This is a genomic window from Paenibacillus sp. FSL W8-1187, assembly GCF_037965485.1.
Classification (GTDB): domain Bacteria; phylum Bacillota; class Bacilli; order Paenibacillales; family Paenibacillaceae; genus Paenibacillus_O; species Paenibacillus_O pasadenensis.
In genome coordinates this window covers 2,104,278-2,129,545 of the sequence record NZ_CP150181.1, presented here as the reverse complement: position 1 = coordinate 2,129,545, position 25,268 = coordinate 2,104,278, and the positions used below count along the sequence as shown (strand labels likewise).

Sequence of the window (25,268 nt, the reverse complement as noted above, 5' to 3'; positions counted from 1 at the left end):
CTGGCCGCTGCTGCGCTCCGGGTACGGCAATTCCAGTTCGGCTGGCCGCTGGCTGCGCTCCGGGTACGGAACCTCTTTCCGATTCCGCTGAAGCCCAGATTCCTCTGATCTCCCTTCCCGAAACGGAAGGAATCCGGCCTTCAAGGGAACCGCTCCCGCTTCTCCAAGAGGTTTCCGTCCCCTCCGCTCCTGCTGAACGCCCCACACCATCTAGTAAATGCCCTGAAGAGAGCGGACTTTGTAGCCGCTCTCTTTTCGTATGTACATCTCGCAAGGTTTTCCGCGCGTAGAGCGCCGCGTCGCGTCGGCTTCGCTGGCTACGCACAGTTTTTCCGCGCGTAGAGCGCCGCGTCGCGTCGGCTTCGCTGGCTACGCACAGTTTTTCCGCGCGTAGGGCGCCGCGTCGCGACTCCTGCTCCGGCTACGCACAGTTTTTCCGCGCGTAGGGCGCCGCGTCGCGTCTCCTGGGCCAGCTACGCACGGTTTTTCCACGCGTGTAGCGCCGCGTCGCGACTCCTGGGCCAGCTACGCACGGTTTTTCCGCGCGTAGGGCGCCGCGTCGCGACTCCTGCTCCGGCTACGCACAGTTTTTCCGCACGTAGAGCGCCGCGTCGCGACTCCTGGGCCAGCTACGCACGGTTTTTCCGCGCGTGTAGCGCCGCGTCGCGACTCCTGCGCTGGCTACGCACAGTTTTTCCGCGCGTAGAGCGCCGCGTCGCGTCGGCTTCACTGGCTACGCACAGTTTTTCCGCGCGTAGGGCGCCGCGTCGCGACTCCTGCTCCGGCTACGCACAGTTTTTCCGCGCGTAGAGCGCCGCGTCGCGTCGGCTTCGCTGGCTACGCACAGTTTTTCCGCGCGTAGGGCGCCGCGTCGCGACTCCTGCTCCGGCTACGCACAGTTTTTCCGCGCGTAGGGCGCCGCGTCGCGACTCCTGCGCTGGCTACGCACAGTTTTTCCGCGCGTAGAGCGCCGCGTCGCGTCGGCTTCGCTGGCTACGCACAGTTTTTCCGCGCGTAGAGCGCCGCGTCGCGTCGGCTTCGCTGGCTACGCACAGTTTTTCCGCGCGTAGAGCGCCGCGTCGCGTCGGCTTCGCTGGCTACGCACGGTTTTTCCACGCGTAGGGCGCCGCGCCGCTCCTTCAAGCGCACCGTGCCCATCACGTATAGCTCAGCAACTCGGTTTTTCCGCGCAACTCCCCCGGTCAGACTCCTTTTCGGCCGCTCGTACGAGCGGCTCCCCTGCACTTCAGGCGGAGAGTAGCGACTCCGTCAGCCATCCGCTATACTAAAATGGTCGAAGAGTTTAAACGCATCAACGTATAAGCCTGACTTTCTCTACCTTAAGGAGGCTCTGCCATGGGCAAGCTCGCCATTCAGCTGTTCCGCCAGTGCCTGCCGGTGTTCCAGACGCTGTCCGATCCGCATCGGCAGGACATCCTGCTGCATCTCCACGAAAACGGCCCGCTGTCCGTAAGCGATCTGACCGCGCGGCTCAGCTTGAGCCGGCCCGCCGTGTCCCATCATCTCAAGCTGCTGCTGCAAGCCGGCCTGCTCGCCTGCGAGCAACAGGGCACGCAGCGGATCTACTCGCTGCGGCTCGAAGAGCCTGCCGCCCTGCTGCGCGAGCTGCTGGAGACGGTCGAGCGCGAATGCCTGGCTCCCGGAGCCGGCGGCGCATCCGTTCCGCCAGCTCGATCCCCCAACGCATCCGACACCCCATCCGACAAGGAGGAACGATCATGAAGCCCGTCACCCCTGCCGAGGTCGCGGCGATGCTCGCCGAGCACAAGCGCTTTTTCGATACTGGCGCCACCCGCCCGATCGACTGGCGAATCGAGCAGCTGCATCGGCTCGCCGCCGCGCTCCGCAGGTTCGAGCAGCCGCTGCTCGATGCTGTGTTCAAGGATCTGCACAAAGGCCCTGCCGAAGCATATATGAGCGAAATCGGCTTCACGCTTGCCAGCATCAAGGAAACCGCCAAAAAGCTGCGCCGCTGGGCGAAGCCGGAGCGGACCGGGAGCAAGCTGTTCCAGTTCCCCGCCCGCAGCCGCATCTACCGCGAGCCGTACGGCACCGCGCTCATCATCGGGCCGTTCAACTATCCGATCCAGCTGCTCGTGGAGCCGCTCGTCGGCGCCATCGCGGCCGGCAACTGCGCCGTGCTCAAGCCGTCCGAGAACACGCCCCATGTCTCCGCCGTCATCCGCGACATGATCGCCGATACGTTCGAGCCGGGCTTCGTCCGGGTCGTGGAGGGCGAGCGCGAGACGACGACGGCGCTGATCGAGTCGCCGTTCGACTACATCTTCTTCACTGGCAGCGTGCCGGTCGGACGCATCGTCATGCAGGCCGCGGCCAAAAATCTCGTGCCGGTCACGCTGGAGCTCGGCGGCAAGAGCCCGGTCATCGTCGACCGCACCGCGGATCTGAAGATCTCCGCCCGGCGCATCATGTGGGGCAAGCTGATGAACGCCGGCCAGACCTGCGTCGCTCCGGACTACATTCTCGCCGAAAAGGAGATCAAGGAGGAGCTAATCCGCCAGATGCGCGAGGCGGTCCGCGACTTCTACGGCGACGATCCGTCCCGCGCCGAGTTCGGCCGGATCGTGAACGAGCGCCAGTTCGACCGGCTGGCGGACATCCTGGAGCGCGATCGCGAGAGCATCGTCTTCGGCGGCAGGACCGACCGCGCGACGCTGTACATCGAGCCGACCGTGCTGAACGCGGACTTCCACCACTCGGCGGCGATGGAGGAAGAGCTGTTCGGACCGGTGCTGCCGATCATCGGCATCGACAGCGTCGACGAGGCGATCCGCCTCGTGAACGGCAAGCCGAAGCCACTGGCGCTGTATCTTTTCACCAAGGACGACGAAGCCGTGGAGAAGGTCATCGCGCGCTGCTCGTTCGGCGGCGGCACCGTGAACGACACGATGATGCATCTGATCAATCCCGAGCTGCCGTTCGGCGGGGTCGGACCTTCCGGCATCGGGGCGTATCACGGGCGGCACAGCTTCGAGCTGTTCTCCCACCGCAAGAGCGTCGTGCGCCGCAGCTTCCGCTTCGCGAGCAGCCTCACGTTCCCGCCGTACACGCCCGAGAAGATGAACATGATCCGAAAATTCCTCGGCTAGGCCGCCGAAACGGCGGTGGATCGCCGAAAAGGCGGCGGATCGCCGAAACGGCGGCGGATCGCCGAAACGGCGGCGGATCGCCGAAACGGCGGCGGATCGCCGAAAAGACCGGAGCGGGCGCTCCGGTCTTCTTTTCGTCTGCAAGAGGGCCAAGTGGCCGAACAGCCGGCAAGGAAAGCGGCTGCCTCGCTCGCCCGCCTGCCTATGCCTACGCCTTGCCTTCCCGCCGAGCCGCGCGGCCTTCCCGCCGTCCGCTCAGCCCCGTTCCTCTGCCGGCCGTCGCACCGGGATCCAGATCTCGCTGCGATAGTCCGGCTTGGACGTGTCCGCGGACTCGTTCCAAAGCATCTCCGGTCCCGGTACCAGCTCATAGCCCGAGGACGGGAACCACTCGGAGTAGATCCGTCCCCAGACGTTTTGCAGCGCCGCCGGGAACGCCCCGACCGCCTCGAACACCGCCCATGTCGACGGCGCCACCTCCAGCGTCTGCCAGCCTGCCGGCGCGCTCCTTGTCGTGGCCGCTCCGATATGATGGTCGAGCTCGCCCTTCTCCTCCATGCGCTCCTCGGAAAAATTCGTCGATGCGCTGACGAGTCCGGACGGCTCGCCGTCACTTAGAGCCTTTAGCTCGGCGACGCCTTCCGGAGTCAAGCTGCCCCACATCTCCTGAATCGCCGGATTGACGCCTTCAAATTGAATCGGCACCCGCCGGCCGAGGCCGACGATCCGAAACGCTCCTTTTTCAACTATCCGCACCTTCATCTCCATGCCGCCTCTCAAGCTCAAGTGAAAGGTCATCCTCGGAAACGCCTTCAGCTGGACGCCGCCCGAGCGCGCCTCGCTCGGCGTCGCTCCGTGCTGCGCCTGGAACGCGCGCGCGAAGGCGTCCGGCGACGCATAGCCGTGCTTGACGGCGACGTCGATGACCTTGGCCCCCCGCTGCCGCAGCTCCTCCGCGGCCAGCGTCAGCCGCCTGCGGCGGATGTACTCCGCAAGCGGGACTCCCGACAAGTAAGAGAACATGCGCTTGAAGTGATGCTCCGAGCAGAGCGCGATCCGCGCCGTCCGCGCCAGGTCGAGCTGTTCGCCGGCGAAGAGGCGTTCCTCCAGATCGTCGAGCGCCAGGCTCCAGGCTTCCAGCATGCCGATGGACCTCCTTTCCTTTCCCTAGGATAGCGACTGCAAGACGAGAGCGCCCGACCGGCACGGTTCCGAAAAAGTCGGATCGGGACGCTCGGACGAAGGCGCCGCCAGCGCCGCATAAAGGGTGGAGCCGGATGCGGATCGGCGTCGGAGCGCTTGCGCCGGCTCCGGAGCCGGCGCAAGCGCTTCGACGCTCAGCCCGGCAGCTCGTCGGCGAGCCGGCAGGCGGCGTCGTGGAACTCGCGCCGCAGCGGACCGAGGTCGACGCCGCGCCCGAAATGGACGCGGTTCGTCAGCAGCACGACGGCGAGGCCGCGCTCCGGATCGACCATGAGGCTCGTTCCGGTGAAGCCGGTATGGCCGAACGCGCTGCCGCTCGCCAGCGAGCCGAAGCAGTCCGCCTTGTCGCCGCGCAGCACCCAGCCGAGGCCGCGCCGCTCCTCGTCCCGCCCGGACGTCTGCAGCCGCAGCGCCTCGCGGCGGATCGGCTCCGGCAGCACCTCCGCCGCGGCAGCTGCGCTCGCCGATGCGTCGCCGGAAGCAGCGGCTCCGGCCGGCGGCTCACCCAGCCACATCGCGGCATAGCGCAGCAGATCCTGCGCCGTCGAGAACATGCCCGCATGGCCAGCGACGCCTCCGAGCGCGCGAGCGTTCTCGTCATGCACGACGCCTTGCCAGAAGCGGCCGCTCGCGGCATCGCGCTCGGTCGGCGCGCATACTGGCCGCTCCTCCGCGCGCAGGCCGTAGGAGGTCCGCTCCATTCCGAGCGGCTCCCAGACGAGACTCCGGACCGCCTCGTCCAGCGGCAGGCCGGCCGCCCGCGAGGCCAGCTCGCCGAGCAGCAGGAAGCCGATGTCGCTATAGACGGCCGACGTCCCCGGCTCCGCGCGCAGGTCGCGGGCCGCGATCCGGCGGAGCGCCTCCGCCAGCGGCGCCGGCGGCGAGTGCAGGTTCTCGCTGGACGGCAGCCCGGAGGTGTGGGCGAGCAGCTGGCGGATCGTCACGCCGCAGGACGGTCCGGCGGCGAGCTCCGGCAGCAGCCGGCTAGCCGGCTCGTCCAGCCGGAGGCGTCCCTCTGCCGCGAGCCGCAGCGTCAGCGGCAGCGTCGCGGCCACTTTCGTCAGCGAAGCGCAGTCGTAAAGCGTATCCGCTCCGACCGGCCGGGCGTCCGCCGGCTCGGACGAAGTCGCCCCGACCGCGACGCTCCAGCTTGCTCCGCGGACATGAACGGCGGCCGCGGCTCCCGGCGTCCATTTCCGCTCCACCGCCTCGCGAAGCGGCTTCAGCAGCCGCTCCAAAACAGCGTCTTCCGATTTTTCCGACATAGGCGATTCCTCCTTTTGCTTGCCTCCATTGTACCGGATCCTCGCGGACGGCAGAACCCTTTTCGGCTGAGAGACGTATAGAAAGCATTCCAGCATGGCCGGGAGGTACGATGAACCGATTGCTTCTGCAAGGAAAAAGACTGCTCGCCGACTGGCTCGACCGTCCGCTGCGCGGCGGCGTCATCGTCGGCCGCCGCTATCGGATCGACGAGCTGCTCGGCATCGGCAGCTACGGCCTGACCTATCGCTGCACCGACCTGCTGCGCGGCCGCCCGGCCGCTCTCAAGCAGGCCAAGCCGAGCAAAGGCGCGGCCGCCCGCGAGCTGCTCCGCCGGGAAGCCGGCATGCTGGAGCGGCTGGACCATCCGGCTATTCCGCGCGCGCTCGCGCTGCTGGAGGAGCGGGGGCAGCTGTTTCTCGCGAGCGAGCTGGCTGCGGGGGTGACGCTCGAGGATTGGATCTTCGAGCAGGGACGGACATTCTCCGAAGCGGAGGCGCTTCGGCTCGTCCGCAGCCTGGCGGAGATCGTCGGCCATGTCCACAAGCGCGGCTATGTCCATCTGGACGTGCGTATCCCGAATGTTTTGGCCAAATTATCCAGCAGCGAATTCGGAGCGCCAAACAGCGCAGCGCGGGCCGGATTCGCCAGCGGAGACAGCCTCTCCCTCATCGACTTCGGGCTCGCCCGCCGCATCGGCGAGCCTCCGCTCGCGCTCGCCTCCGCAGACGAGCATGACCGGCGCCGCGCTCCGGCCGAGCCGGCTTCCGACCTGCATGATCTCGGCGAGCTGCTGCTGTTCCTGCTTTACTCCTCCTACGAGCCCGCGCCCGGCGCTCCCGAGCGAGGCTGGGAAGAGGAGCTTGAGCTGACCCCGCAGGCGCGCCGGCTGCTGCGCCGCCTGCTCGGCTCCGATGGCCCGCCGCTGAGCGGCGTGCCGGAGCTGCTGGAGGAGCTGGACCGGATGCTCGCGGCTCGCTGAGCGCAGCGGACGATAACGGCCGCTCAAGCCGGCGCCGCCCGCCCGATCGGACAAAAAGACCGGCCCGGACCCCCGCATCGCGGAGATTCGGTCCGGCCTTCTTGCATCGCCGATCGGCGGGCGGCCTCCTCAGCTTGAGCTATGCTTGCGGCCCTTATAGTAGCCGTGGCCGCGGCCATGCCCGTACTTGCGGTCTGAGGAGCTGTAGCGCTTGTGGCTGTAGCCCCTGCGGCCGCTGCTTGAGCTGTAGCGCTTGTAGCCGCCGTAAGGCTTCCGATGACGGGACGAGCCGAGCAGCCGTTCCAGCAGACGTCGGATCATAAATCATTCCTCCTCGCTTTTTCCCGTTCTACGAAGAAAAAGCGGCTTGGTTTCAGACGGCCGCTTGCGCGCCGGCGGCTCGCGTCTCGAAGCGGTACGTGCCGGAGCCGAGCCGAAGCTCCAGTCCTTCGTCCGCTTGAACGACCTCCGATACGCCCTCGGCCTCTCGCACCGGCCGGCCGGATTCGGTCGATCCTTCCTCCGCCGCGCCCGGCAAGCACACGCGCGCGGTGGCGCCCGCCGGCACCTCGAACTCGTAGGCGAAGCCGCCGTCCGGCCGGCGCGACCAGGCGGAGCGGATCGGACCGTACGGCGAGTCGAGCTCCGCTTCGGCGAACGAAAGCGAGCCGCCCGGCACCGGACGGAGGCGGATGCTCCGGTAGCCCGGTCCGCTTTCGTCCGCGTCAATGCCCGCCACCGAGCCGAACAGCCAGTCGCCGACCGCTCCGTAGGCGTAATGATTGAACGAGTTCATGTCCCGGCTCCAGAAGCTGCCGTCCGGCTTGATGCCGTCCCAATGCTCCCAGATCGTCGTCGCTCCCTTGGTGACCGGATACAGCCACGACGGATATTCGCGGCGCTCCAGCAGGCGGTAGGCCAGCTCGGCATGGCCGAAGCGGGTCAGCACATGGCAAAGGTAAGGCGTGCCGACAAACCCGGTCGTCAGCTGATGGCCGCTCTCCTCGACGAGCGCGGCGAGCCGGTCCGCCGCTTGCTGCCGCTGGCCGGGCTCCAGCAGGTCGAACATGAGCGCCAGCGCATAGGAGGTCTGCGTCGGCGCCGCAAGCCGGCCGCTCGGGGTGACGAACTCCTTGCGGAAAGCAGCCTCGACCCCCTCCCGCAGCTTGCCGTACTCGGCGGCATCGTCCGCCTTGCCGATGACGGCGGCCGACTTGGCGAGCAGGCCGGCGGCATGCGCGTAAAACGCGGTCGCGATCAGATCGCGCGGCGTCGCCCCGACATAGCTGTTCTCCTTGGCGTCGAGACCGAGCCAGTCCCCGAAATGAAAGCCGGTATTCCATAAGAACTCGTCCTCGCCTTGAGCGCGGATATACTCGACCCAAGCCTTCATGCTGGCGTACTGCTCCTCCAGCACCCGCTTGTCGCCGTAGCGCTCGTACAGCACCCACGGAACGATGACGGCAGCGTCTCCCCAAGCCGCCGAGCTCGCGCCGACGCCCGGCACATCCGGCACGACGAACGGCACGCCGCCGTCCGGCAGCTGGTCCGCCGCCAGATCGCGCAGCCACTTGGCGAAAAACGGCAGCACGTCGCGGTTGTACGTCGACGCTCGCACGAACGCCTGCGCGTCGCCGGTCCAGCCGAGGCGCTCGTCGCGCTGCGGGCAGTCGGTCGGGATGTCGACGAAGTTGCCGAGCTGACCCCAGACGATATTGTCGACGAGCTTGTTCACGAGCGGATCGGAGCAGCGGAACCGGCCTGCCGGCCGCAGATCGCTCGTGATGACGCACCCGATGAAGCGGCCCGGAATCTGCTCCGGCGCGACGCCCTCGACCTTGACGTAGCGGAAGCCCTGGAACGTGAAGCTCGGCTCGAACGTCTCTTCCCCTTCGCCGGAGCAGATGTACGTCACCTGCTGCTTCGCGGAGCGCAGGTTGTCGGTATAGAAATTGCCGGCCGCATCCAGCACCTCGGCATGGCTCAGCGTGACGGCGGCTCCGGCTTTTCCGCGAACGGTGAAGCGGACCCAGCCGACCATGTTCTGGCCCATGTCCAGCACCGTCTCGCCGCTCGGCGTCGTCAGCACCGAAACGGGCACGATCGTATCGACGACGCGCACCGGCTCGCTCTCCTGCGCGACGAGCCGCCCGGCGGCAGGCTCGATCGGCGCGGCCGCCGTCCAGTCCGCGTCGTCGTAGCCGGGCAGCGCCCAGCCTTTCTTTTCCCGCCTCGCGTCATAGCGCTCTCCGTCGTAAATCTCCGAAGCGCGGATCGCGCCGTCGCTCCCTTTCCAGCTGCCGTCCGTGCCGATCGTCTCCTCGGTGCCGTCGGCATACCGGATGCGCAGCAGCGCCAGCGCCGCGCGCTCGCGGCCGTAGATCGGCCATTCGCCCCAGCCGATCCTCCCCTTGTACCAGCCGTCGCCAAGCAGGATGCCGAGAGCGTTGCCGCCCGAGCGGAGCTTTTTCGTCACATCGTACGTCTGGTACTGCAGCCGCTTGCCGTAGCTGGTCCAGCCGGGATGCAGGCAGGCGTCGTCGGCCGGCTCGCCGTTCACGAGCAGCCGGTACATGCCGAGCGCCGTCGCATAGATCCGGGCTGAGGCGATCGGCCGCTCGAGCCGGAACTCGCGGCGCAGGCAGGCGGCCGGCTCCTTGCCTTCCTCGTCGGCCGGCAGCGGATGCGAGATCCAGCGCGCTCCGCTCCACGGAGCATCGCCGAGCAGGGCGGTCTCGAAGCGCGCCGGCTCGCTCCACGGCGACTCCTCGCCGTCGACTCCCCATGCCTTGACTCGCCAGACATAAGCCGTGCAGGCTTGCAGCGCCGCTCCTTCGCACCGCGCATGCAGCGTGGAGCCGCCCTCTTGGCGGCCGCTGTCCCAGACGAGGTCCTTGTCCGCGAACTCCTCCCCTCCAGCCGCAGCCGCGACCTGGATGCGCCAAGCCTGCTGCAGCCAGCCCCTGCGCTCCGATTTGATTTTCCAGCTGAAGGACGGGCTCGGATCGTCGATGCCGAGCGGGTCGATGCGGTTGTTGCAGGTCAATCCATGCACGTCGATGATGGCCATTGAATTCTCTCCCCTTTTAGGCAGCGCTTACTTGCTACCGTCAGCTTACCTCGCTGCCAGCCGATCTCCCATAGCTGATCCGGACGAAAAACCATGGTAAAATGGACATAACCATCGACCATTCTATTTGCTGCCGATGCCGAAAGGAGGCCGCGCATGAAGCGAAGCCGGCTTACGATGAAAGCGAGCGAGCTATTCCGTCCGGGGTACCGGATTTTCGTCAACCGGATCGAGGAGCGGTTCGAGACCGCCCTGCACGAGCATGACTTCATCGAGCTGAACTATGTGGCCGAAGGAAGCGGCTACCAGTATTTGGGCGGCACCGCCCATCCGGCGGGACGCGGCGACTTCTACGCGCTGCCGGTCGGCGCGTCCCATGTGTTCCGTCCCTACTCGGCGGACAAAAGCCGGCGGCTCGTCGTGTACAACGTCGTATTCCAGCCCGAGCTGCTGGAGGAGATCGCTGCCGCCTCGCCGGAGCTCCGTCTGCTGGAGCGCTGGCGGGACATCGAGGCCGGACCGCCGGGGGCCGGCCATATCCGCGACGCGCGCCTGAAGCTCGAGCCGCTGTTCGAGCGGCTGCACGAGGAGCATGCCTCGCCGCGCGCCGGCACGCCCGCCATGCTGTCCGCGCTGCTGACGCTGCTGCTCATCGAGTGGCTGCGGCTGCGGGAAGCGGACGCGAGCGGCGGATCCGGACAGGAGCCTTCTCCGATCCATGCGTTCGCCGAGACGATCGAGCAGGTGCGCGAGCAGGCGCTCGGCCCGATCACGCTGCATGAGGCGGCAGAGCGGTCCGGCATGAGCGAGCGGCATTTTCAGCGTCTATTCCGGCGCCATGCCGGCCAGACGTTCCATCGGTTCGTGCAGCGCCAGCGGATCGCCGCCGCCAGCGAGCTGCTGCGCGCGACGGAGCACAAGCTCGACACGATCGCCGGCATGGTCGGCTATCGGGACATCGCATCGTTCAGCCGCGTGTTCAAGCAGATCGAGGGGCGGACACCGGGGAGATATCGAAGCGAGGCTTTCAACGCCAAAAAACCCCTCCCAAGCGAGAGGGGGTGAAATCGAAGCTATTTTACGACTGGGAATGCGGCCCGACGGGCTGCAGCCACTCCAGCTTGATCGCGTCGCCGACGGGACGGGTCCGCAAGCCGAGCGACTTGAGCCGCACCACTACCTGTTCCTGGTACTCAAACAGTGGAACTTCTTGAAGATAGGCGGAGGAGCGGTCGAGCGTCACCGGCTCCCTTCCCGGAAGCTCGAACGTATATCGCGTATCTACTTGCTTGATATACGGCAAAAACGCACGAGCGCGCACGTAGGGCTCGCCATTCAAATAATAAAGCGGGTATTCATTGCCGCCGCTGGCGTTCGGGTGCACCTCGAACAGCTCCGATTCCAGACGGAAAGCTCGTGATCGCTGCATGATTTTTGCCAGCTGCTCCCGCGAGTAGGGCGCATCGCTTGCGTTTCTCAGCAGCTCCTCCAGCAGGTCGATGATTCGAGACAGAGCCATCAGCAGCAGTCCGCCGAACAGGCCTCCGGCAAAGGCCGGCCATTGCTCCGAAAAGAGGCCGAACGCCCCGAATGCCAGGAGCACCACGCCGCCGACGACGAGTAAAGCTTGCATCGCGCCACCTCTTCCTTTTATTTCCTATTAGAAGTGTAGCATGGCGAAACAGCAGCCGTACAGCATCCGCTGCGCCTTTTGCCCCCTCGAGAGCTGCCTCGATCCGTTTAAGCCCGCATGCTTTCATCTCCCAGCTGCACCAGCACCTTGCCGAAGCGGCCCCCTTGGCGGACCGGAACACGGCCCGACGGATAGGCTTTCTCTAGGTGGCCGGCAATCGCCCGCTCCACCTCGTCATCCACGGTCATGCCGCGGCCTCTCAGCAAGCTTCTCATTTCCTGCAGCGCCTCGCCCCATGACAGCTCGCTCATCTTCGATTCCCGCGTGACGAGCGAATGATAGGCATACCCCTTGAGATAAAGCAGATGCTGGAGGAAGCCCATCTCCCGATGGAGTCCGACCTGCAGCGGCTCGCCGGTGACGAGCGGCCAGATCTCCTCGGCGAGGCTATGCCCTCCCGCGCTCGCGGGCAGGCTGATGTAGGCATAATGCCTCGCGCAGGACAGGATCTTCTCCACCGCGCTCCAATCGTGCAGGACGGGGCACATCGAGACGAAAACAAGATCGAACGCGCCCTCCCAGCCCCGCTCGCGCACGTCGATCTCCTCGAACGGGGCAGCCGCGATCTCCAGCCCGCTTGCGCCCGCGCGCGCCGCGTTCTCTCTCAGCAGCCGGACGAGCGGCGGGGAAGGCTCCACCGCCGTGACGGCGGCTCCGCGCTCGAGCATCGGCACGGTGAACACGCCGGACGCCGCGCCGACATCAAGGATGGACATCCCTTTGAAGTCGACGCCCTGCCCCTCCAGCCATCCGAGGATGCGCTCTGTCCTTCTTCTTCCTTCCTCGCTGAAGGAAGATTGATCGAACGTCTCCGCTTTGTCGTCAAAAGCTCGGGACGGCTGGATGCCGGCTTTTTCCTGCTTTGCCCGCACGAGATCCCCTCTTTCCTTCCACGCCTGCTCCCACACCTTGGCATCATCAAGCTCTTTCATCGTCAAGCCCCTCTCATTGATTCTATTATGGATATCTAATATCTATAATAGATGAGTTCATTCCGATGAGCAAGCGCCTCGCTTCGAAACAAGCCGCAAAAAGCCGTTTCCAAAGCTTTGGCAAGCTTCGGAAACGGCTTATTTTTTCGCAATCGGCTGCCCTGGCAAGCCTTCTTGAACGCGATGATCCCTTTCGACGGTTCTTTATTCTCCGAGGAACTTCTCCGTAAAGAAGTCGAGCTGATACTCCAGGCTGAGCGGATCGTTGAAGTAGAACGCCTTGGCGTCGGCCTCGTACACATGCCCGTTCTTCACGGCCGGGATGTTCTTGTACGTTTCCGTCTCCTGGAACGAGTTGTCCTCTTCCGAGTTTTTGCTGAAGATGATGTAGTCGCCCGAGTAGTCGCCCAGCACCTCGGTCGATACGGCCAGGTAGCCGTCCGTCTTCGTCGCTTCCTTCACCTTTTCAGGGATGTTCAGCCCGAACGGCCCGTAGAGAAGCTCCGTGCCGCGGCCGAAGTTGTAGCCGTATACGTACAGCTGCTTGTTGAACGTCTCGAGCACGGAAACGGTCGCCTTGTCGCCGATCTTTGCCCGAATCTTCGCTCCGGCTTCCTTGGAGCGCTTGTCGAAGTCCTCGACCCACGCCTTCGCCTCGGCTTCCTTGTTCAGCAGCTTGCCGACCTCCAGCTGCAGGTCCAGGTAATCCAGCTTGCCGTAGGTGAAGGTGACGGTCGGCGCGATCTGCTTGAGCTTGTCAAGGTTTTTGGCATCCGTCGTGCCCAGGATCAGGTCGGGCTGCAGCTCGATGATCTTCTCCACGCTTTCGTCCGATACCGCCTCGACATCAGCCAGCTTGTCCTTGAAGTTCGGATTGTCCTTGGACATCTCGTCCGCGCCGACAAGCGGCACGCCCAGCGCCATGACGTTGCCCGTCAGGAACCGGGTCAGCACGACGACGCGCTGCGGATGCGCCGGCACCTCGACCGGGCCGCTCTCGGATTGATAAACGATCGTCTCGGAGCCGCTCTCTCCGACAGCCCCCGCGTTGGATTCGTTATCGGCCGCCTCCTTGCTGCCGCAGGCTGCCAGCAGCAGGATCGCGCTCAATGCGATCGGCATGAAAAGCTTCTTCATGATGACTCTCTCCCTTTTCTCTCGCTGTCCAAACTGACGATGAAAATCATTATCAGTCGCTATCGCTAGTATAGGGAGACTCCCTCGGCCATGCCATAGCTTTTTAAGGGAGGAACCGCATGCACAATTGGCTCACTGGCGCCAGTTGGACATTCAGGCTCGGAACGGCTCGCCGAGCAGCAGCTGGACCGCGCGGCGAAGCTGCAGCTGGATCGAGACCGGATTGTACGGAATCCAGTCGTCCTCCTCCGCTCTATAGACCGCTTGCCGCTGCACGGCTCGCAGCCCTCGCCACGCGTCCGATTGCAGAAGCTCCTCCACATGGCCGATAGAGCCGTGCTTGTCGGGCACGGAGATGAGCAGGAGCCGATCGCCGTCGCACCGTCCCAGCTCGGACAACCCGACCTCCATCGAATGGAACTGGTCGATTCGGCGCTCCATCTCCTCGCGCACCGGAGGCGGAGGAAGCATTCCGAGCGAACGGTAGAACACATACCCCGCATTGCGCGCGCCGTAAGCCAGCAGCCGCCCGGGCTTGGCGACCAGGATCGAGACGGTCTGACCCGCCAACCCCCGTGCCTGCACGAGCTCCCGAGCCGCCCGCTCCTCCCGGTCGAACGCCTCCAGCCACGCATCCGCCCGCTCCGTCCGCTGGACCGCGCGGGCGATCAGGCTCAGCTGATCCTTCCAGCCGATCTCCATCCACGGAATATCCGCGAGCGGCGCGGCGACGCGCAGCCGGCTGGCGCTCTGCCCGTACCGCTCCAGATGCGGCGAGGCGCCGACGATCAGCTCGATCCGGCTGTCCAGAAGAGCCGCTCGGATCGTCTCGGGCGGCTCGTCGGCGGCGATCAGCCGGGAAGCTCCCGCAGCCGGGACCTCCGCCTCCGGCTTCAGGAACTCGCTGCTGTCCGCGATCAGCAGCTCCGGCTCCACGCCGAGCAGCCGCAGATGGACGGCGTAGGGAGCGAGCCAGGCGGCGACCCGTTCGACCTTGCGGCTGCGGAATTCGCTCGGCGAGCGCCCCTCCTGCAGCTTGAAGCGCCGGCTCAGGTAGAATTCGTCCTTGTAGCCGACCTTGTGGGCGATGTCGCGCAGCGAGTCCGCGCCGCCAAGCAGCAGCTCCTTGGCCCGGTTGATCCGCAGGCGCGACCAGTAGTCGCTCGGGGTGAAGCCGGTGTGCAGCTTGAACAGCCGGGTATAGTGGGACGCGCTCACGCCCGCGATCTCGGCCAGCCGCTCGCGCGTCACTTCCTCGGCGAACCGCTCCTCCAGATAAGCGACGCTGCGCTCCATCGAAGGCAGCTCCGCATCCGGCGCCTGCTTCGCCTGGCCGTGGGGAAGCAGGCGGAGCAGGAGTTGGTGGAACAGGAGCTGGTTCTGGACGTGGCGGATTTCCGTGCGCGGCAGCCGGTGGACAAAAAGCTCCTCCAGCTGCGACGCCAGCCCAGCATCTCCGGAGATGCGCCGAGGCTGCCGGACGGCGTCAAGCGAGCTGGGGCGCAAGCCTCCCGGGCCATCCACGGCTGCGGCTCCAGCCATCCCCGTGCCGATGACGAGCAGGTAAGCATGCAGCGGTCGGCCGGGATCTCCTCGGAGCTCGGCAGCCTCCTCTGCCGGCAGCAGCAGCGCCTCTCCCGCGCCAAGATCGTAGGCATTCCCGCCCGCCCGCAGCGTTCCGCTGCCGTCCCGGACCGCGAGCAGCGACGGCGACGCTTCCTTCCACTTCTGGACGGGCGTATTCGCCGTGCAGTAGACGGACCGGATCCGCTGCGCGGAATAGAGCGGAAAACGGAGCTTTTCCCACTCCGATCCAAATGTCTGGTCCACCGTCAAATCCCCTCTTCAAGCCGGGACCGTGGCGCCGAAAGCCGCCCTTTTCCCGCGTTTTCCCCTATCGTAGCATATCAAGCGCCGGGAACAAACCGAGCGCCAAAAAGGAGCCGGCATCCCGGCTCCTCGGTCGTTCCTGGCTCTAGTCTTCTCTCGGATGCCGCTTCCGCAGCTCGCCGACGTATTCTCCCCGTCCCGTCTCCGCCAGCCGCTTGGCGTAGCGGGCCAGATTCCCCTTGGCGTGGTACGGGCCGCCTTCCTTCATGACGGTCCAGAGCGGATCGACGTCATGGTCCATTGTCATCATCATGCCGTCGTGCCAGTCCAGGAGCCGATGAGCGGCTTCCCGGCACAGCTCGGGACGCTCCGCAGCGAGATCGCGCTGCTCGTGCGGGTCCTCCTTGACGTTGAACAGCATCTCCTTGGCGAAAAGATGGTAGCCGTCGTGGTACGTCCGAATGTACAGCCAGTCCCCGAAGCGGACGCTGCGCTGGCACACATGCGCGCATTGGGACAGGACGAGCGCGTCGCGTCCCGTCTCCTCTCCGTCCCGCACGGAGGCGGCATAGCTGCGGCCGTCCCACGACGGCGCCGGCTCCAGCCCGATCAGCTCCGCCATCGTAGGCGGCAGATCGAGATGATAATGAAGCCCCCGGTCGACCGTGCCGCGCCCGCTGACGCCCGGCCAGCGGACGATCATCGGGATCCGGCATGTGGCCTGGTCCGCCGTGCCGTGCTCGCCGTAAATGCCCAGCTCGCCCAGGCTCTCGCCATGATCCGCCGTCACGATGATGACGGCATCGTCCAGCACGCCTTTGCGCCGCATGGCGTCCAGGATCAGGCCGATGTTGTCGTCCATGTGGCGCACGCCGCAATCGTAGCCGTCGATCATGCGCCGCAGATCGTCCCGGTCCTTCAGCTCGCCGGGATGCCGAGGATACTCGGGGAAGGTCTGGCTGTCATACATGTTGATTTCGCGGGCGCCGTGCGGTCCGACCTTCTCCCGATGCTTTCGGAACGCTTCCTCGGTAATCCAGTCCGGCAGCGGCTCGTCGGCGAAGGGGTTGCCGAACGCCTCCGGCGCCCGGTAGGGCGTATGCGGGTCCCAGTAGTTGACGTACAGCATCCAGTCGTCCTGCTCCGCATGGCGCTCCAGCCAGTCCAGCACGACCGGCGTCACCTCCTCGGCGGACTCCATGCCGCCTTTGCCGGTGTTGTGGATCTCGTTGAAGCCGGCATAAAACGTCCACGCCGAATGCCGCTCGCCGAACGGGCTGACGAGCGCGGTCTTCATGCCCGCCTTGCGGAACAAGGCCGGGAAGCTGTCGCTTGCCAGCCGGCTGCGGAAATCGCGCGACTCCCCGTCATGGCGCACGTCGGCCGCCGTGCCGCCATGCCCGACGACGCCGTTGTGGATGCCGAACCGTCCGGTCATGAGCGCGGTGCGCGAAGGAAAGCACGGCGCGTCGGAAGTGTAGTAGTTCTCGAACCGCACGCCCTCGGCGGCGATCCGGTCGATATGGGGCGACGTATTCCGAGGGTACCCGTAGCAGCCCAGATGGTCGGGGCGGGTCGAATCGAGGTCAAGCAGCAGGATGCGCATCGTCTTCTCTCCTTTTATCGGGCTTGGGCGAGCTTTCCCTATGGCCTGCTCCGAGTATAGGAGACGAACGCGGAGCACGTCGATGTAAGATCCGATTCCGGGAGGTACGATTCAACGATGACCTTTTTTCGAGCTCGGACCCGCTCATGCGGAAAATGGTATACTGGCAAGGATCGATTACGCGATGAAGGTGATTCCATGCTGCGTTCCTTGTCGGTACATTTGGATGATTTCATTCCGGGCTGGCGCACGCAGTCCGAGCGCATCCCGTACCATGTGCTGATTCTTGTCCTGGAAGGAAATGTATCCTATCGCATCGACGGCCGGGACTATGTCGCCGAGCCGGGAGACCTGCTGCTCGTGCCCGCAGGGACGCGCCGTGCCGGCAGCACGCATCCGTCCGGGCCCCATCGGAAATTCACCGCTACGTTCACCTTCGATGCCGAGGCCGGGGGCGCGGTTCCGCTGCTGCGGGAGAACCGCTTCATCCGCTTCAAGCCGCGCCACTTCCCGTATCTGGAGCAGCGCTTCGAGCGCCTGTTCGAGGAATTCCGGAGCAGCGAAGCCTACGGGACATTCGTCTGCGAGGCCATCCTGCTGGAGCTGCTCGGCCTGGCGGCAAGGGAGCTGGACAAGCCCGAGCTGACGCCGATCCAGGCTCGGTACGCCGAGCGGATGAAGCGCCACCTGATGGAGCATTACCGGGAGCAGGTGGAGATCCGGGACCTGGCCCGGCTCATCGGGCGGTCGCCCAACTATGCCGCCTCCGTCTTCCGGGAGACGATCGGCCTGTCTCCGATCCGCTACGTCCATCAGCTGCGGGTGGCCGAAGCCGGACGCCTGCTGCTTCATTCGGATATGACGGTCGCCCGGATCGCCGAGTATCTCGGCTATTACGACACGTCCTATTTCTTCCGGATGTTCAAAAAGCATACTTCCCTGTCGCCGACCGACTATGTCGCGCGCGGCGGCCGGCGGGACGGGCGTCCTCCGCTCGCCGACTGAATCCGCGCAGCGCCAAAAGACCCGCCGCGCGTAAGGCGCGGCGGGTCTATTCGGCGTGACCGGCCTCAGGGGAGGACGTCCGCGGCGACGCGGAAGCCCATGTTGCCGGTGGAGCTGTCCGGCGTATTGCCGCTTCGCGCGGCGACCCGGTAGCGGTTGCAGTAGGAACGGTGGCACAGGTACGAGCCGCCGCGCGTCGAGCGCTTGCCGGTCGGCTCCGTCTGATGCGGGTTGACGGGATCGGTGCTCGCGTGGTAGCTCGGGCTGAACCAGTCCGCGCACCATTCCCAGACGTTGCCCGACATGTTGTACAGGCCGTATCCGTTCGGCTCGTAGGCGTCGACGGGAGCCGTTCCGACATACCCGTCGGAGGCGTTGTTCTTGACGGGAAACTTTCCTTGCCAGATGTTGCACCGGTGCCGGCCGTCCGGCCTCAGCAGGTCGCCCCACGGGTACGTCCTGCCCTGCAGGCCGCCGCGGGCCGCATACTCCCATTCCGCCTCCGTCGGCAGCCGCGTGCCCGACCAGGCGCAGTAGGCCGCCGCGTCCTGCCACGAGACGTGGACGACGGGATGGTCCAGCCGCTCCTTCCCGATCGACGAGTCCGGCCCTTCGGGCCTCGACCAGCATGCCCCTTCGACGACGAGCCACCACGGGACGCCTTGAGGCACGCTCGCCACCCGCCGACGGGTCTGCTCCGAGACGAGCAGATGAAAAACGAACGACCAGCCGAAGCGCTCCGCTTCGGTCCGGTAGCCGGTCGCCTCGACGAACTCGGCGAATTCGCGGTTGCTTACGGCGCAGGGCGCGATCCGGAACGGATCGACGCGCACGAGCCGGGGCGGCCCTTCGCCGTCGGAGGCGAATCCGTCGGCATCGCTGGCCCCCATCTGAAACTCGCCGCCCTCCAGCCGCACGAGCCGCTCGCTCCGCGCCGGAACGACAGGCGAAGGCGTGCGCTCGAGATCCGGCCCGGCCGCCGCCTGAGGCCCGGAGGCCATGCGCGAGGCGCTGCAGCAGGACGAATGCATGTCCATCGTGTGACCTCTCCTTTTGTCCGATTCCGTTGCCCGGATTCCCGCCGGCGCCGTCAGCTGTAGAGAGCGACGCCGACGAGTCCTGACACGATCATAACGGAAACCGGATGCTTGCGGTAGACGAGCAGCGCGATCAGCGCTCCGGCGAAGAGCAGCAGCTGCGAAGCCGCGAACCAGGAAATCGTCTCGAGCATGCCGCCGCTCTTGGCGAACGATACGGCCGCATAGGCGATGAGTCCGGCGACGGCGGGGCGCAGGCCGTATAGGGAGGCTTGCACCCAGCGATTGTCCCGATACCGGAAAAACAGCGTGCCGAGCAGCAGGATCAGCAGCAGCGAGGGCAGGACGATGCCGAGCATGGCGACGATCGCTCCGGCGTAACCCGCGACTCGATGGCCCGTCAGCACGGCGATGTTCGCCGCCATCGGTCCCGGCGCGATGCCCGCTAGGCCGACCTGATCGGCGAACTCCCGGGCCGTCATCCAACCGTGCCGGTAGACGATCTCATGCTGCAGCAGCGGCACCATCGCATAGCCTCCGCCGAAGGAGAACAGCCCTGCCAGGAAAAACGCGATAAACAGTTCGATCAGCTGCATGGCAGGCCTCCGGTCAGATCATGTATTCAATCTCATGCTCATCGGAACGCCGGGCCGGAATCCGGCCTTTGTTCAAGCGCATGGCCGCGATTCCTGCGGCCGCTCCTCCCGCAAGCACGAGCAGGGGATGAACGAGCGGCTGTCCGAGCAGCATCGCAGCGGCCGCACCGACGAATATAAGCACGGAGATCCAGTCCACGAGCGCCGTTCGGCCGACTTTATAGGCCGCATAGACGATCAGCGCCACGACGGCCGGACGCATCGCCGTCAGCGCCGCCTCGATCTTGGGATTGTCCCGTCCGGCCAGGAACGCCATCGACAGCGCGAGCACGATCGCGAACGTCGGCAGCAGCATGCCGGCCAGCGCGGCGATAGCTCCCCGCACGCCGGCCATGCGGTACCCGATGAGCGTCGCCGCATTCGCTCCGATCGCTCCGGGCACCGTCTGGGCGACCGCGCACAGGTCCGCCACGTCCTCGGAGCTCAGCCAGTGCCGCCTGTCGACGACCTCGCGCTCGATCAGCGCGACCGAGGAATAGCCTCCGCCGAAGGTCAGCGGTCCGATCTTGAGGAAACTGACGAAAAGCTTGCCCGGCAGCTTGAATCCCGGTTCGTTCATCGTCTTCACCTCCATCCGCATCAGTATATCATCTTAATTCCATTTTGGCATTAAGTTATCAACGAGAGCTGATTCTTCGTTCCAAACCCCTCTGAAACAACTCCCATTCCGGCCTTTTCCCCCTTCTTTCGCTTTTGGACGACTCCACTTTATTTGAAATTAACCTAAAGTTGCATTTTTCGGCGGATGCTCGTCGTCTTGCACGATGGTCTTCCCAAGCGAATTCCGTTATACTGACCTTAATCCCATCCCGATACAAGGAAAAAATCCATGAAAAACTCTTCCGATCGCCGTACCGATCCGCCAAAGAAGCGGATCCATGCCCTCGTCTCCTCGATGGGCACCGCGTCGAAAGCCGAGCTGCTGCCCGCCTCCGGGATGACCGGCAGCTCGCTCACCCGGCTGCTGGACGAGATGGTCGCCGAGAAGCTGCTGAGCGCTTCCCGGCTCGGACCGTCCAGCGGCGGCAGGAAGCCGATCCTGTACGAGATCAATCCCGAAAGCGGCTATTTTTTCGGCTTGGAGATTTCCCGCCGCACGTCCTCGCTCGGCTTTTTCGATGCGAGGATGAACGCCAAGGCGCTTCTCCACTGGCGGATGGACGAGGCCATGACGCCGGAGCAGCTCGTCGATTTTGCCGCCCGCAACATCCGCTCCATCCTGTCGGACCACCGGATCGAGCCGAGCCAAGTCCGAGGCATCGGCATCGGAGCCGTCGGCCCTCTCGACCGCAAGCAGGGACTGCTCATCGCGCCCCTTCATTTTCCGGCACCGGGATGGAAGGATGTTCCGATCTGCCGCTTGCTCGAGGAGCGGACCGGCATTCCGGCCCGCCTGGAAAACGGCGCCAACGCCGCCCTGCTAGGGGAGCGATGGGCGATGCGCGGCGACAATCCGCAGCATCTGCTCCATGTGCATGCCGGCATCGGCATCCGCACCGCGATGATGTCCGGCGGCAGCCTCGTCCACGGCTCGGTGGACATGGAGGGCGCCGCCGGACAGATGATCATCCATATGGACGGTCCGCGCCTGCACTCGGACGGCAATTACGGCGCGTGGGAGGCGTTCGCCTCCGTGCAGGCGATCGAGCGAAAGGCGCAAGCCGACGCCAAGGCCGGCCGGCGCGACGTTCCCGGCGCCGCCGCGGTTCCTCCGGAGCGGATCACGTACGACATGGTGCTGCAAGGGCTTCATGACGGCAGTCCCTACGCCCGCGAGATCTTTCTGCAAGCCGCCGTTCATCTCGGCATCGGGCTCGCCAACCTGATCAACGTCCTCCACCCGGAGACGGTGCTGCTCGGCGGCGCCCTCATCCGCTCCAGCGACCACGTCTACCGGACCGCCATCGAGACGGCCCGGCGCAACATCTATTACTCGCCCCACTACTCGCCCGTATTCTCCAAAGGCGTCCTCCAGGAGGACGCCGTCGTCGTCGGAGCCGCCTTGACCGTATGGCAGGAGGAGCCTTGAACCCGAAACGCCCCGCCGGAGCCGCTGCATACGCGGCTCCGACGGGGCGTCGTGCGTTATGGTTTAGGCGCGCCATGCGCCGCTGCTGCGGACGACCGGCTGTCCGCTCGGATTTCCAGGCTGAACGGGGCAAGACAGCACGGCCCGCCGCACCGCTTCGTCTCGCTTCTTTTCGTTACGGTCCTGTGCTAACCGACGGCTCGGGCGGCTCATTCCACCGCGTTCCACGCCTCCAGCATGAGCTCGCCCACAACCGCCGCGCCGGCGATCGACCCGAGCGCCGCCGCTTGAATCGCCTGATAGCGCGCCGTCATCGCATCTCCGGCGCAGTAGACGCCGGGCACGCTCGTCTGGCCCATCTCGCTCGCCTCGACCGTGCCCGCCTCGTCGGCGCGGCAGCCGAGCCGCTGCGGCAGGTCGGAGCCCGCCGCCAGCTGCGGAGCGAAGATCATGCCTCCGAATGGCTCGCTCGTTCCGTCCGTCCATTCCACCCGCTCCAGCATCCCGTCCCGCGCCTGCAGCCGGCGGATCGTCCCGGTCCGCACCGCGACGCCATGCGCCTCCAGCTCAGCAATCTGGACTTCGTCCAGCCCTCCCTGGCCGTTCGTCAGCACCGTCCGCCGCGGCGACCAGGCCGCGAGCAGCTTCGCCATGTGCATCGCATGCTCGCCGCGGGCGAGAATCGCCAGGCTGCGCTCCCGCATCTCCCAGCCGTCGCAGAACGGGCAGACGAAGGCGCTGCGGCCGTAAACCTCCTGCAGACCCGGCACGTCGAGCGGAAGGTCCTTTTTGCCCGTGGCGAAAATCAGCTTGCGCGCCTCATATGTCTCGCCTTCCTCCGTGACGATCCGAAACCGCCCGTTCTCGCCTGCGGCCTCGACCGCCTTGCCCGCCCGCACGCGGACAGAAGGATACGGAGCGAGCTGCTCCAGTCCGATGCGGCGGAATTCCGTCGGCGAGATGCCGTCTCGCGTCACGAAGCCGTGGCTCTCCCGGGTCACCCGGTTGCGCGGCTTGCCCTCGTCCAGCAGCAGCGCGTCGCGCCGCGCCCGCCCCAGCACGAGCGCCGCGCTCAGACCGGCAGGACCTCCTCCGATGATGATCGCATCCAGCCTCTTGTCCGCCATTGCTCAATCGCCTCCATTGTAGAGTAATAATATCTATAATTGACCCGAAACGATCCCGCCTCTACTCGCGCTCGAAGCGCCTGCGAGGCGGGAATCGAATCAGGATAATGCCCTCTGCTCCTGCTGACGGGCGAGATCGGCGATCGTAACGGAGGCGAGATGCGCCTCCATCCTATGCTCCGCTTCTGCCATCGCCTGATGGATGAGGCAGCCGGGATGATGGTGGACGCCGCTGCACTCGTACAGCGACGTCTTGCCCTCGATCGCCTGGATGATGTCGAGCAGGGCGATGTCTCCTGCGCTGCGCCGCAGCCGGTAGCCGCCCGATACGCCGGGCGAGGACTCCACGAGTCCGTCCTTGACGAGCTTCGTCAAAATCTTGGACAGATACGTCGGGGATACCTGCATCCGCTCGGCCAGCGGTCCGACGCCGACGCGTCCTTCCCGTTCGCCGAGCGCGAGGAAAAGCATCGTATGCAGCGCGTAATCCGTCGCTTTGGAATATTTCATTCGCTATCGCCTCTTTATTACAGACTTCACGGGTCTATATTAACCCGATTTTGGCAAAAGCGCAACTTAAAAAGCCGGCAAGGGGGCTTTCGCATCCCGCTGCCGGCCCATCCGAACCTTGCACGAGAAATCAGTCCCCAGCGGTCCCCGGCTGCGCTCCTTGTCCTCCGCTCCCCCAGCGGATCGCCCAATTCTCCATTTCCCTCAGCGCCGCCTGGAAATCCCGGCCCTTATCCGTCAAGGAATATTCCACCGTCACGGGCACGCTTGGATATACCTCGCGATGAACGATTCCCGTGCTTTCCAGATGACGAAGCACGTTCGTCAGCGACTGCGTGCGCACGACCGCGACATCCCGCTGCAGCTGCTGGAATCTCCGCGGCCCTTTATAGAGCTCCGCGATGACAAGGATGGACCATTTCGCCCCCAATATTTCGAGCACCGAGCAGATATGGGGATGATGCGATTCGTCCTGGCTCCACCCTCCCTCCTCAAGCTCCTGCTCTTCGATTCCTTCCTGCTTTTCGATTCGCTCCTGCTTTTCGAGTCGCTCCTCCATTGCCTTTCCTCTCCTTTGCCGTTTCGAAAGGAAGTCCATTCCGGTGGACTACGTCCAAACGCTTTGCGAACTTACCTAAATAAAGAAACTTAATTATAATCCAATCAGACAAAAGGAAGGGAACGATCTCCATGAAAACAAACGCGTTTACGATCTACCTGCTTGCCCTCGGCGTGTTCCTCACGGCGACGTCGGAACTGGTCGTTTCTGGCATTCTACCCCGCATCGCCGAGGATGTAAATATTTCCTTGGCCGTCGCCGGACAGCTGATCGCCGCTTATTCCTTGTCGTTCGCGATCGCGACGCCGCTGCTCATCGTCGCGACGAGCCGCATGGACCGCAAGCCGCTGCTGCTGTGCTCGCTGGCCGTCTTCATCGCCGGCAGCGCCTGGTCCGCCTCGAGCTCGAGCATCGAGTCGCTGATGGCGGCCCGAGTCGTGCTCGGCGCCAGCTCCGGCATGTTCCTCGTCGTCTCTCTCGGCATCGCCGCAAAGCTCGTTCCGGCCGACAGGCTCGGACGCGCCATCGGCACGATCATCCTCGGCTTCAGCAGCGCGATGATCCTCGGCGTGCCGCTCGGCGTCGCCATCGCCGACTGGCTGAGCTGGCAGGCGATCTTCATCCTGCTCGGCGCTCTCGCCGCAGCCGTCGGCGCCGTCATGTTCCGCCTCATGCCCGGAGTGGAGGGCGACGAGCCGGTTCCGTTGTCTCGCCAGCTGAAGCATGCGGGCAGCGCAGTCATTTTGACGGCGTTTTTGATCTCGCTGCTCCGTGAAGGAGGAAATTCCGTCTTCCTCACCTATATCTCGCCTTACCTGCAGCAGATGCTGGACTTCCGAACGGCGGATATCGCGTTTTTGATGCTCGCTCTTGGCTTGGCCGGTGCTTTCGCCTCCCGGCTCGGCGGCGACCTCGTCGACCGCTGGGGCGCCGCTCGTACGCTCGGAGCTTTCCTTGTCCTGCATGCGCTGAGCATGGCGCTCTTGCCGTTCTTCGCGTTTTCCACGCCTGTCGCGGTCGGACTGATCGCGATCGTGTTCATCGCCTTGTTCGCATCGGGCCCTGCCGTCCAAAGCTACATGATCCAGCAAGCGCCCAAGTCGGCCAACCTCGTGCTCAGCCTGAACACCTCCGTCATCCATCTCGGCATCGCCGGCGGCGCCGGCGCGGGAGGATGGCTGATCAATCGAACGGCCGAGGTGGAGTTCCATCCTTGGCTTGCGGCATCGCTGATCGCGCTCGGCTTCGCGGCCGCGCTGGCCAGCTTCGCGCTGGGTCGCAGGGCTCGGATTCGGGCGGACCGGCGAAGCGCGGCTTGAATTCAAATAAGGGCAAGGGCTTGTCCCTTGGCTGCCCTGCTTGGATGGACGGAACAGGCGCAGCGAAAAAAGAGCCGAAGCGAGGGCAGCCTCCGCTTCGGCTCTGCTCGTCGATCTGACCTAGGGCGTGTTTGCAAACCCGCTCCGAGCCTCTCTCCCGCTTTTTTGCCCCTTGCATC

At 65.3% G+C, this 25,268-nt stretch carries 22 protein-coding genes; 7 read left to right on the top strand and 15 right to left on the bottom strand.

What is annotated here, in order from left to right; genetic code table 11:
• The first annotated feature begins 1,356 nt into the window (after positions 1 to 1,356).
• Both NYE40_RS09035 and NYE40_RS09030 read left to right on the top strand, forming a co-directional pair.
• A complete protein-coding gene (locus NYE40_RS09035; protein ID WP_084136720.1) occupies positions 1,357 to 1,743 on the top strand; it encodes a metalloregulator ArsR/SmtB family transcription factor in 387 nt (128 codons plus the stop codon).
• The gene (locus NYE40_RS09030; RefSeq protein WP_339279815.1) at positions 1,740 to 3,131 is read left to right on the top strand and encodes an aldehyde dehydrogenase; all 1,392 of its coding nucleotides are present in this window, start codon (positions 1,740 to 1,742) and stop codon (positions 3,129 to 3,131) included. The genes NYE40_RS09035 and NYE40_RS09030 overlap by 4 nt, the downstream gene beginning before the upstream one ends.
• Positions 3,132 to 3,386: 255 nt before the next feature.
• Here the strand turns inward: NYE40_RS09030 and NYE40_RS09025 are convergent, their stop codons facing one another.
• On the bottom strand, positions 3,387 to 4,280 hold the full coding sequence (locus tag NYE40_RS09025) for a GyrI-like domain-containing protein (RefSeq protein ID WP_339280038.1): 894 nt from the start codon (positions 4,278 to 4,280) through the stop codon (positions 3,387 to 3,389).
• 188 nt (positions 4,281 to 4,468) lie between these two features.
• The gene (locus tag NYE40_RS09020) at positions 4,469 to 5,599 is read right to left on the bottom strand and encodes a serine hydrolase domain-containing protein (protein WP_339279814.1); all 1,131 of its coding nucleotides are present in this window, start codon (positions 5,597 to 5,599) and stop codon (positions 4,469 to 4,471) included.
• Between the two features lie 110 nt (positions 5,600 to 5,709).
• On the opposite strand from NYE40_RS09020, the gene NYE40_RS09015 reads away from it, so the two are divergent.
• A complete protein-coding gene (locus NYE40_RS09015) occupies positions 5,710 to 6,579 on the top strand; it encodes a protein kinase (RefSeq protein WP_052333006.1) in 870 nt (289 codons plus the stop codon).
• A gap of 129 nt (positions 6,580 to 6,708) precedes the next feature.
• Here the strand turns inward: NYE40_RS09015 and NYE40_RS09010 are convergent, their stop codons facing one another.
• Positions 6,709 to 6,900, bottom strand: coding sequence for a hypothetical protein (locus NYE40_RS09010; RefSeq protein WP_028597841.1), 192 nt, complete (start codon positions 6,898 to 6,900; stop codon positions 6,709 to 6,711).
• A 52-nt stretch (positions 6,901 to 6,952) separates the two neighbouring features.
• Positions 6,953 to 9,649: a glycoside hydrolase family 78 protein gene (locus NYE40_RS09005; protein ID WP_339279813.1), complete on the bottom strand. Its 2,697-nt coding sequence runs from the start codon at positions 9,647 to 9,649 to the stop codon at positions 6,953 to 6,955.
• Positions 9,650 to 9,805: 156 nt separating this feature from the next.
• Between NYE40_RS09005 and NYE40_RS09000 the strand changes: the two genes are divergently transcribed.
• Positions 9,806 to 10,714: an AraC family transcriptional regulator gene (locus NYE40_RS09000; protein WP_339279812.1), complete on the top strand. Its 909-nt coding sequence runs from the start codon at positions 9,806 to 9,808 to the stop codon at positions 10,712 to 10,714.
• Between the two features lie 13 nt (positions 10,715 to 10,727).
• Here NYE40_RS09000 and NYE40_RS08995 read toward each other — a convergent pair whose 3' ends face one another.
• From NYE40_RS08995 to NYE40_RS08975, 5 genes are all read right to left on the bottom strand, one after another.
• On the bottom strand, positions 10,728 to 11,282 hold the full coding sequence (locus NYE40_RS08995; protein WP_339279811.1) for a hypothetical protein: 555 nt from the start codon (positions 11,280 to 11,282) through the stop codon (positions 10,728 to 10,730).
• Positions 11,283 to 11,389: 107 nt separating this feature from the next.
• Positions 11,390 to 12,274, bottom strand: coding sequence for a class I SAM-dependent methyltransferase (locus NYE40_RS08990; protein ID WP_339279810.1), 885 nt, complete (start codon positions 12,272 to 12,274; stop codon positions 11,390 to 11,392).
• Between the two features lie 204 nt (positions 12,275 to 12,478).
• A complete protein-coding gene (locus NYE40_RS08985; protein WP_028597837.1) occupies positions 12,479 to 13,411 on the bottom strand; it encodes an iron-hydroxamate ABC transporter substrate-binding protein in 933 nt (310 codons plus the stop codon).
• Between the two features lie 153 nt (positions 13,412 to 13,564).
• Positions 13,565 to 15,241 (bottom strand): helix-turn-helix domain-containing protein, encoded by a 1,677-nt coding sequence (locus tag NYE40_RS08980; protein ID WP_339279809.1) that lies wholly within the window; start codon positions 15,239 to 15,241, stop codon positions 13,565 to 13,567.
• A 145-nt stretch (positions 15,242 to 15,386) separates the two neighbouring features.
• Positions 15,387 to 16,847: a sulfatase gene (locus tag NYE40_RS08975; RefSeq protein ID WP_339279808.1), complete on the bottom strand. Its 1,461-nt coding sequence runs from the start codon at positions 16,845 to 16,847 to the stop codon at positions 15,387 to 15,389.
• 198 nt (positions 16,848 to 17,045) lie between these two features.
• Here NYE40_RS08975 and NYE40_RS08970 point away from each other — a divergent pair, with 198 nt between their 5' ends.
• A complete protein-coding gene (locus NYE40_RS08970; protein ID WP_101808912.1) occupies positions 17,046 to 17,852 on the top strand; it encodes an AraC family transcriptional regulator in 807 nt (268 codons plus the stop codon).
• A gap of 65 nt (positions 17,853 to 17,917) precedes the next feature.
• Here the strand turns inward: NYE40_RS08970 and NYE40_RS08965 are convergent, their stop codons facing one another.
• Genes NYE40_RS08965 through NYE40_RS08955 form a run of 3 tightly spaced genes read right to left on the bottom strand, consistent with a single transcriptional unit; the run spans position 17,918 to position 20,104 of the window.
• Entirely contained in the window at positions 17,918 to 18,889 is a 972-nt protein-coding gene (locus NYE40_RS08965; RefSeq protein WP_043110979.1) for a formylglycine-generating enzyme family protein, read from the bottom strand.
• 53 nt (positions 18,890 to 18,942) lie between these two features.
• The gene (locus tag NYE40_RS08960) at positions 18,943 to 19,485 is read right to left on the bottom strand and encodes a chromate transporter (RefSeq protein ID WP_028597833.1); all 543 of its coding nucleotides are present in this window, start codon (positions 19,483 to 19,485) and stop codon (positions 18,943 to 18,945) included.
• Positions 19,486 to 19,498: 13 nt separating this feature from the next.
• Entirely contained in the window at positions 19,499 to 20,104 is a 606-nt protein-coding gene (locus NYE40_RS08955; protein WP_043110996.1) for a chromate transporter, read from the bottom strand.
• A 270-nt stretch (positions 20,105 to 20,374) separates the two neighbouring features.
• Here NYE40_RS08955 and NYE40_RS08950 point away from each other — a divergent pair, with 270 nt between their 5' ends.
• Positions 20,375 to 21,574: an ROK family protein gene (locus tag NYE40_RS08950; RefSeq protein ID WP_028597832.1), complete on the top strand. Its 1,200-nt coding sequence runs from the start codon at positions 20,375 to 20,377 to the stop codon at positions 21,572 to 21,574.
• A gap of 209 nt (positions 21,575 to 21,783) precedes the next feature.
• Here the strand turns inward: NYE40_RS08950 and NYE40_RS08945 are convergent, their stop codons facing one another.
• The 3 genes from NYE40_RS08945 to NYE40_RS08935 form a co-directional block, all read right to left on the bottom strand.
• The gene (locus tag NYE40_RS08945) at positions 21,784 to 22,701 is read right to left on the bottom strand and encodes an NAD(P)/FAD-dependent oxidoreductase (protein ID WP_028597831.1); all 918 of its coding nucleotides are present in this window, start codon (positions 22,699 to 22,701) and stop codon (positions 21,784 to 21,786) included.
• A 99-nt stretch (positions 22,702 to 22,800) separates the two neighbouring features.
• On the bottom strand, positions 22,801 to 23,211 hold the full coding sequence (locus NYE40_RS08940; protein ID WP_101808911.1) for an Rrf2 family transcriptional regulator: 411 nt from the start codon (positions 23,209 to 23,211) through the stop codon (positions 22,801 to 22,803).
• A 130-nt stretch (positions 23,212 to 23,341) separates the two neighbouring features.
• The gene (locus tag NYE40_RS08935) at positions 23,342 to 23,770 is read right to left on the bottom strand and encodes a helix-turn-helix domain-containing protein (RefSeq protein WP_101808910.1); all 429 of its coding nucleotides are present in this window, start codon (positions 23,768 to 23,770) and stop codon (positions 23,342 to 23,344) included.
• 131 nt (positions 23,771 to 23,901) lie between these two features.
• Between NYE40_RS08935 and NYE40_RS08930 the strand changes: the two genes are divergently transcribed.
• The gene (locus NYE40_RS08930) at positions 23,902 to 25,089 is read left to right on the top strand and encodes an MFS transporter (RefSeq protein ID WP_339279807.1); all 1,188 of its coding nucleotides are present in this window, start codon (positions 23,902 to 23,904) and stop codon (positions 25,087 to 25,089) included.
• Positions 25,090 to 25,268 lie beyond the last annotated feature (179 nt).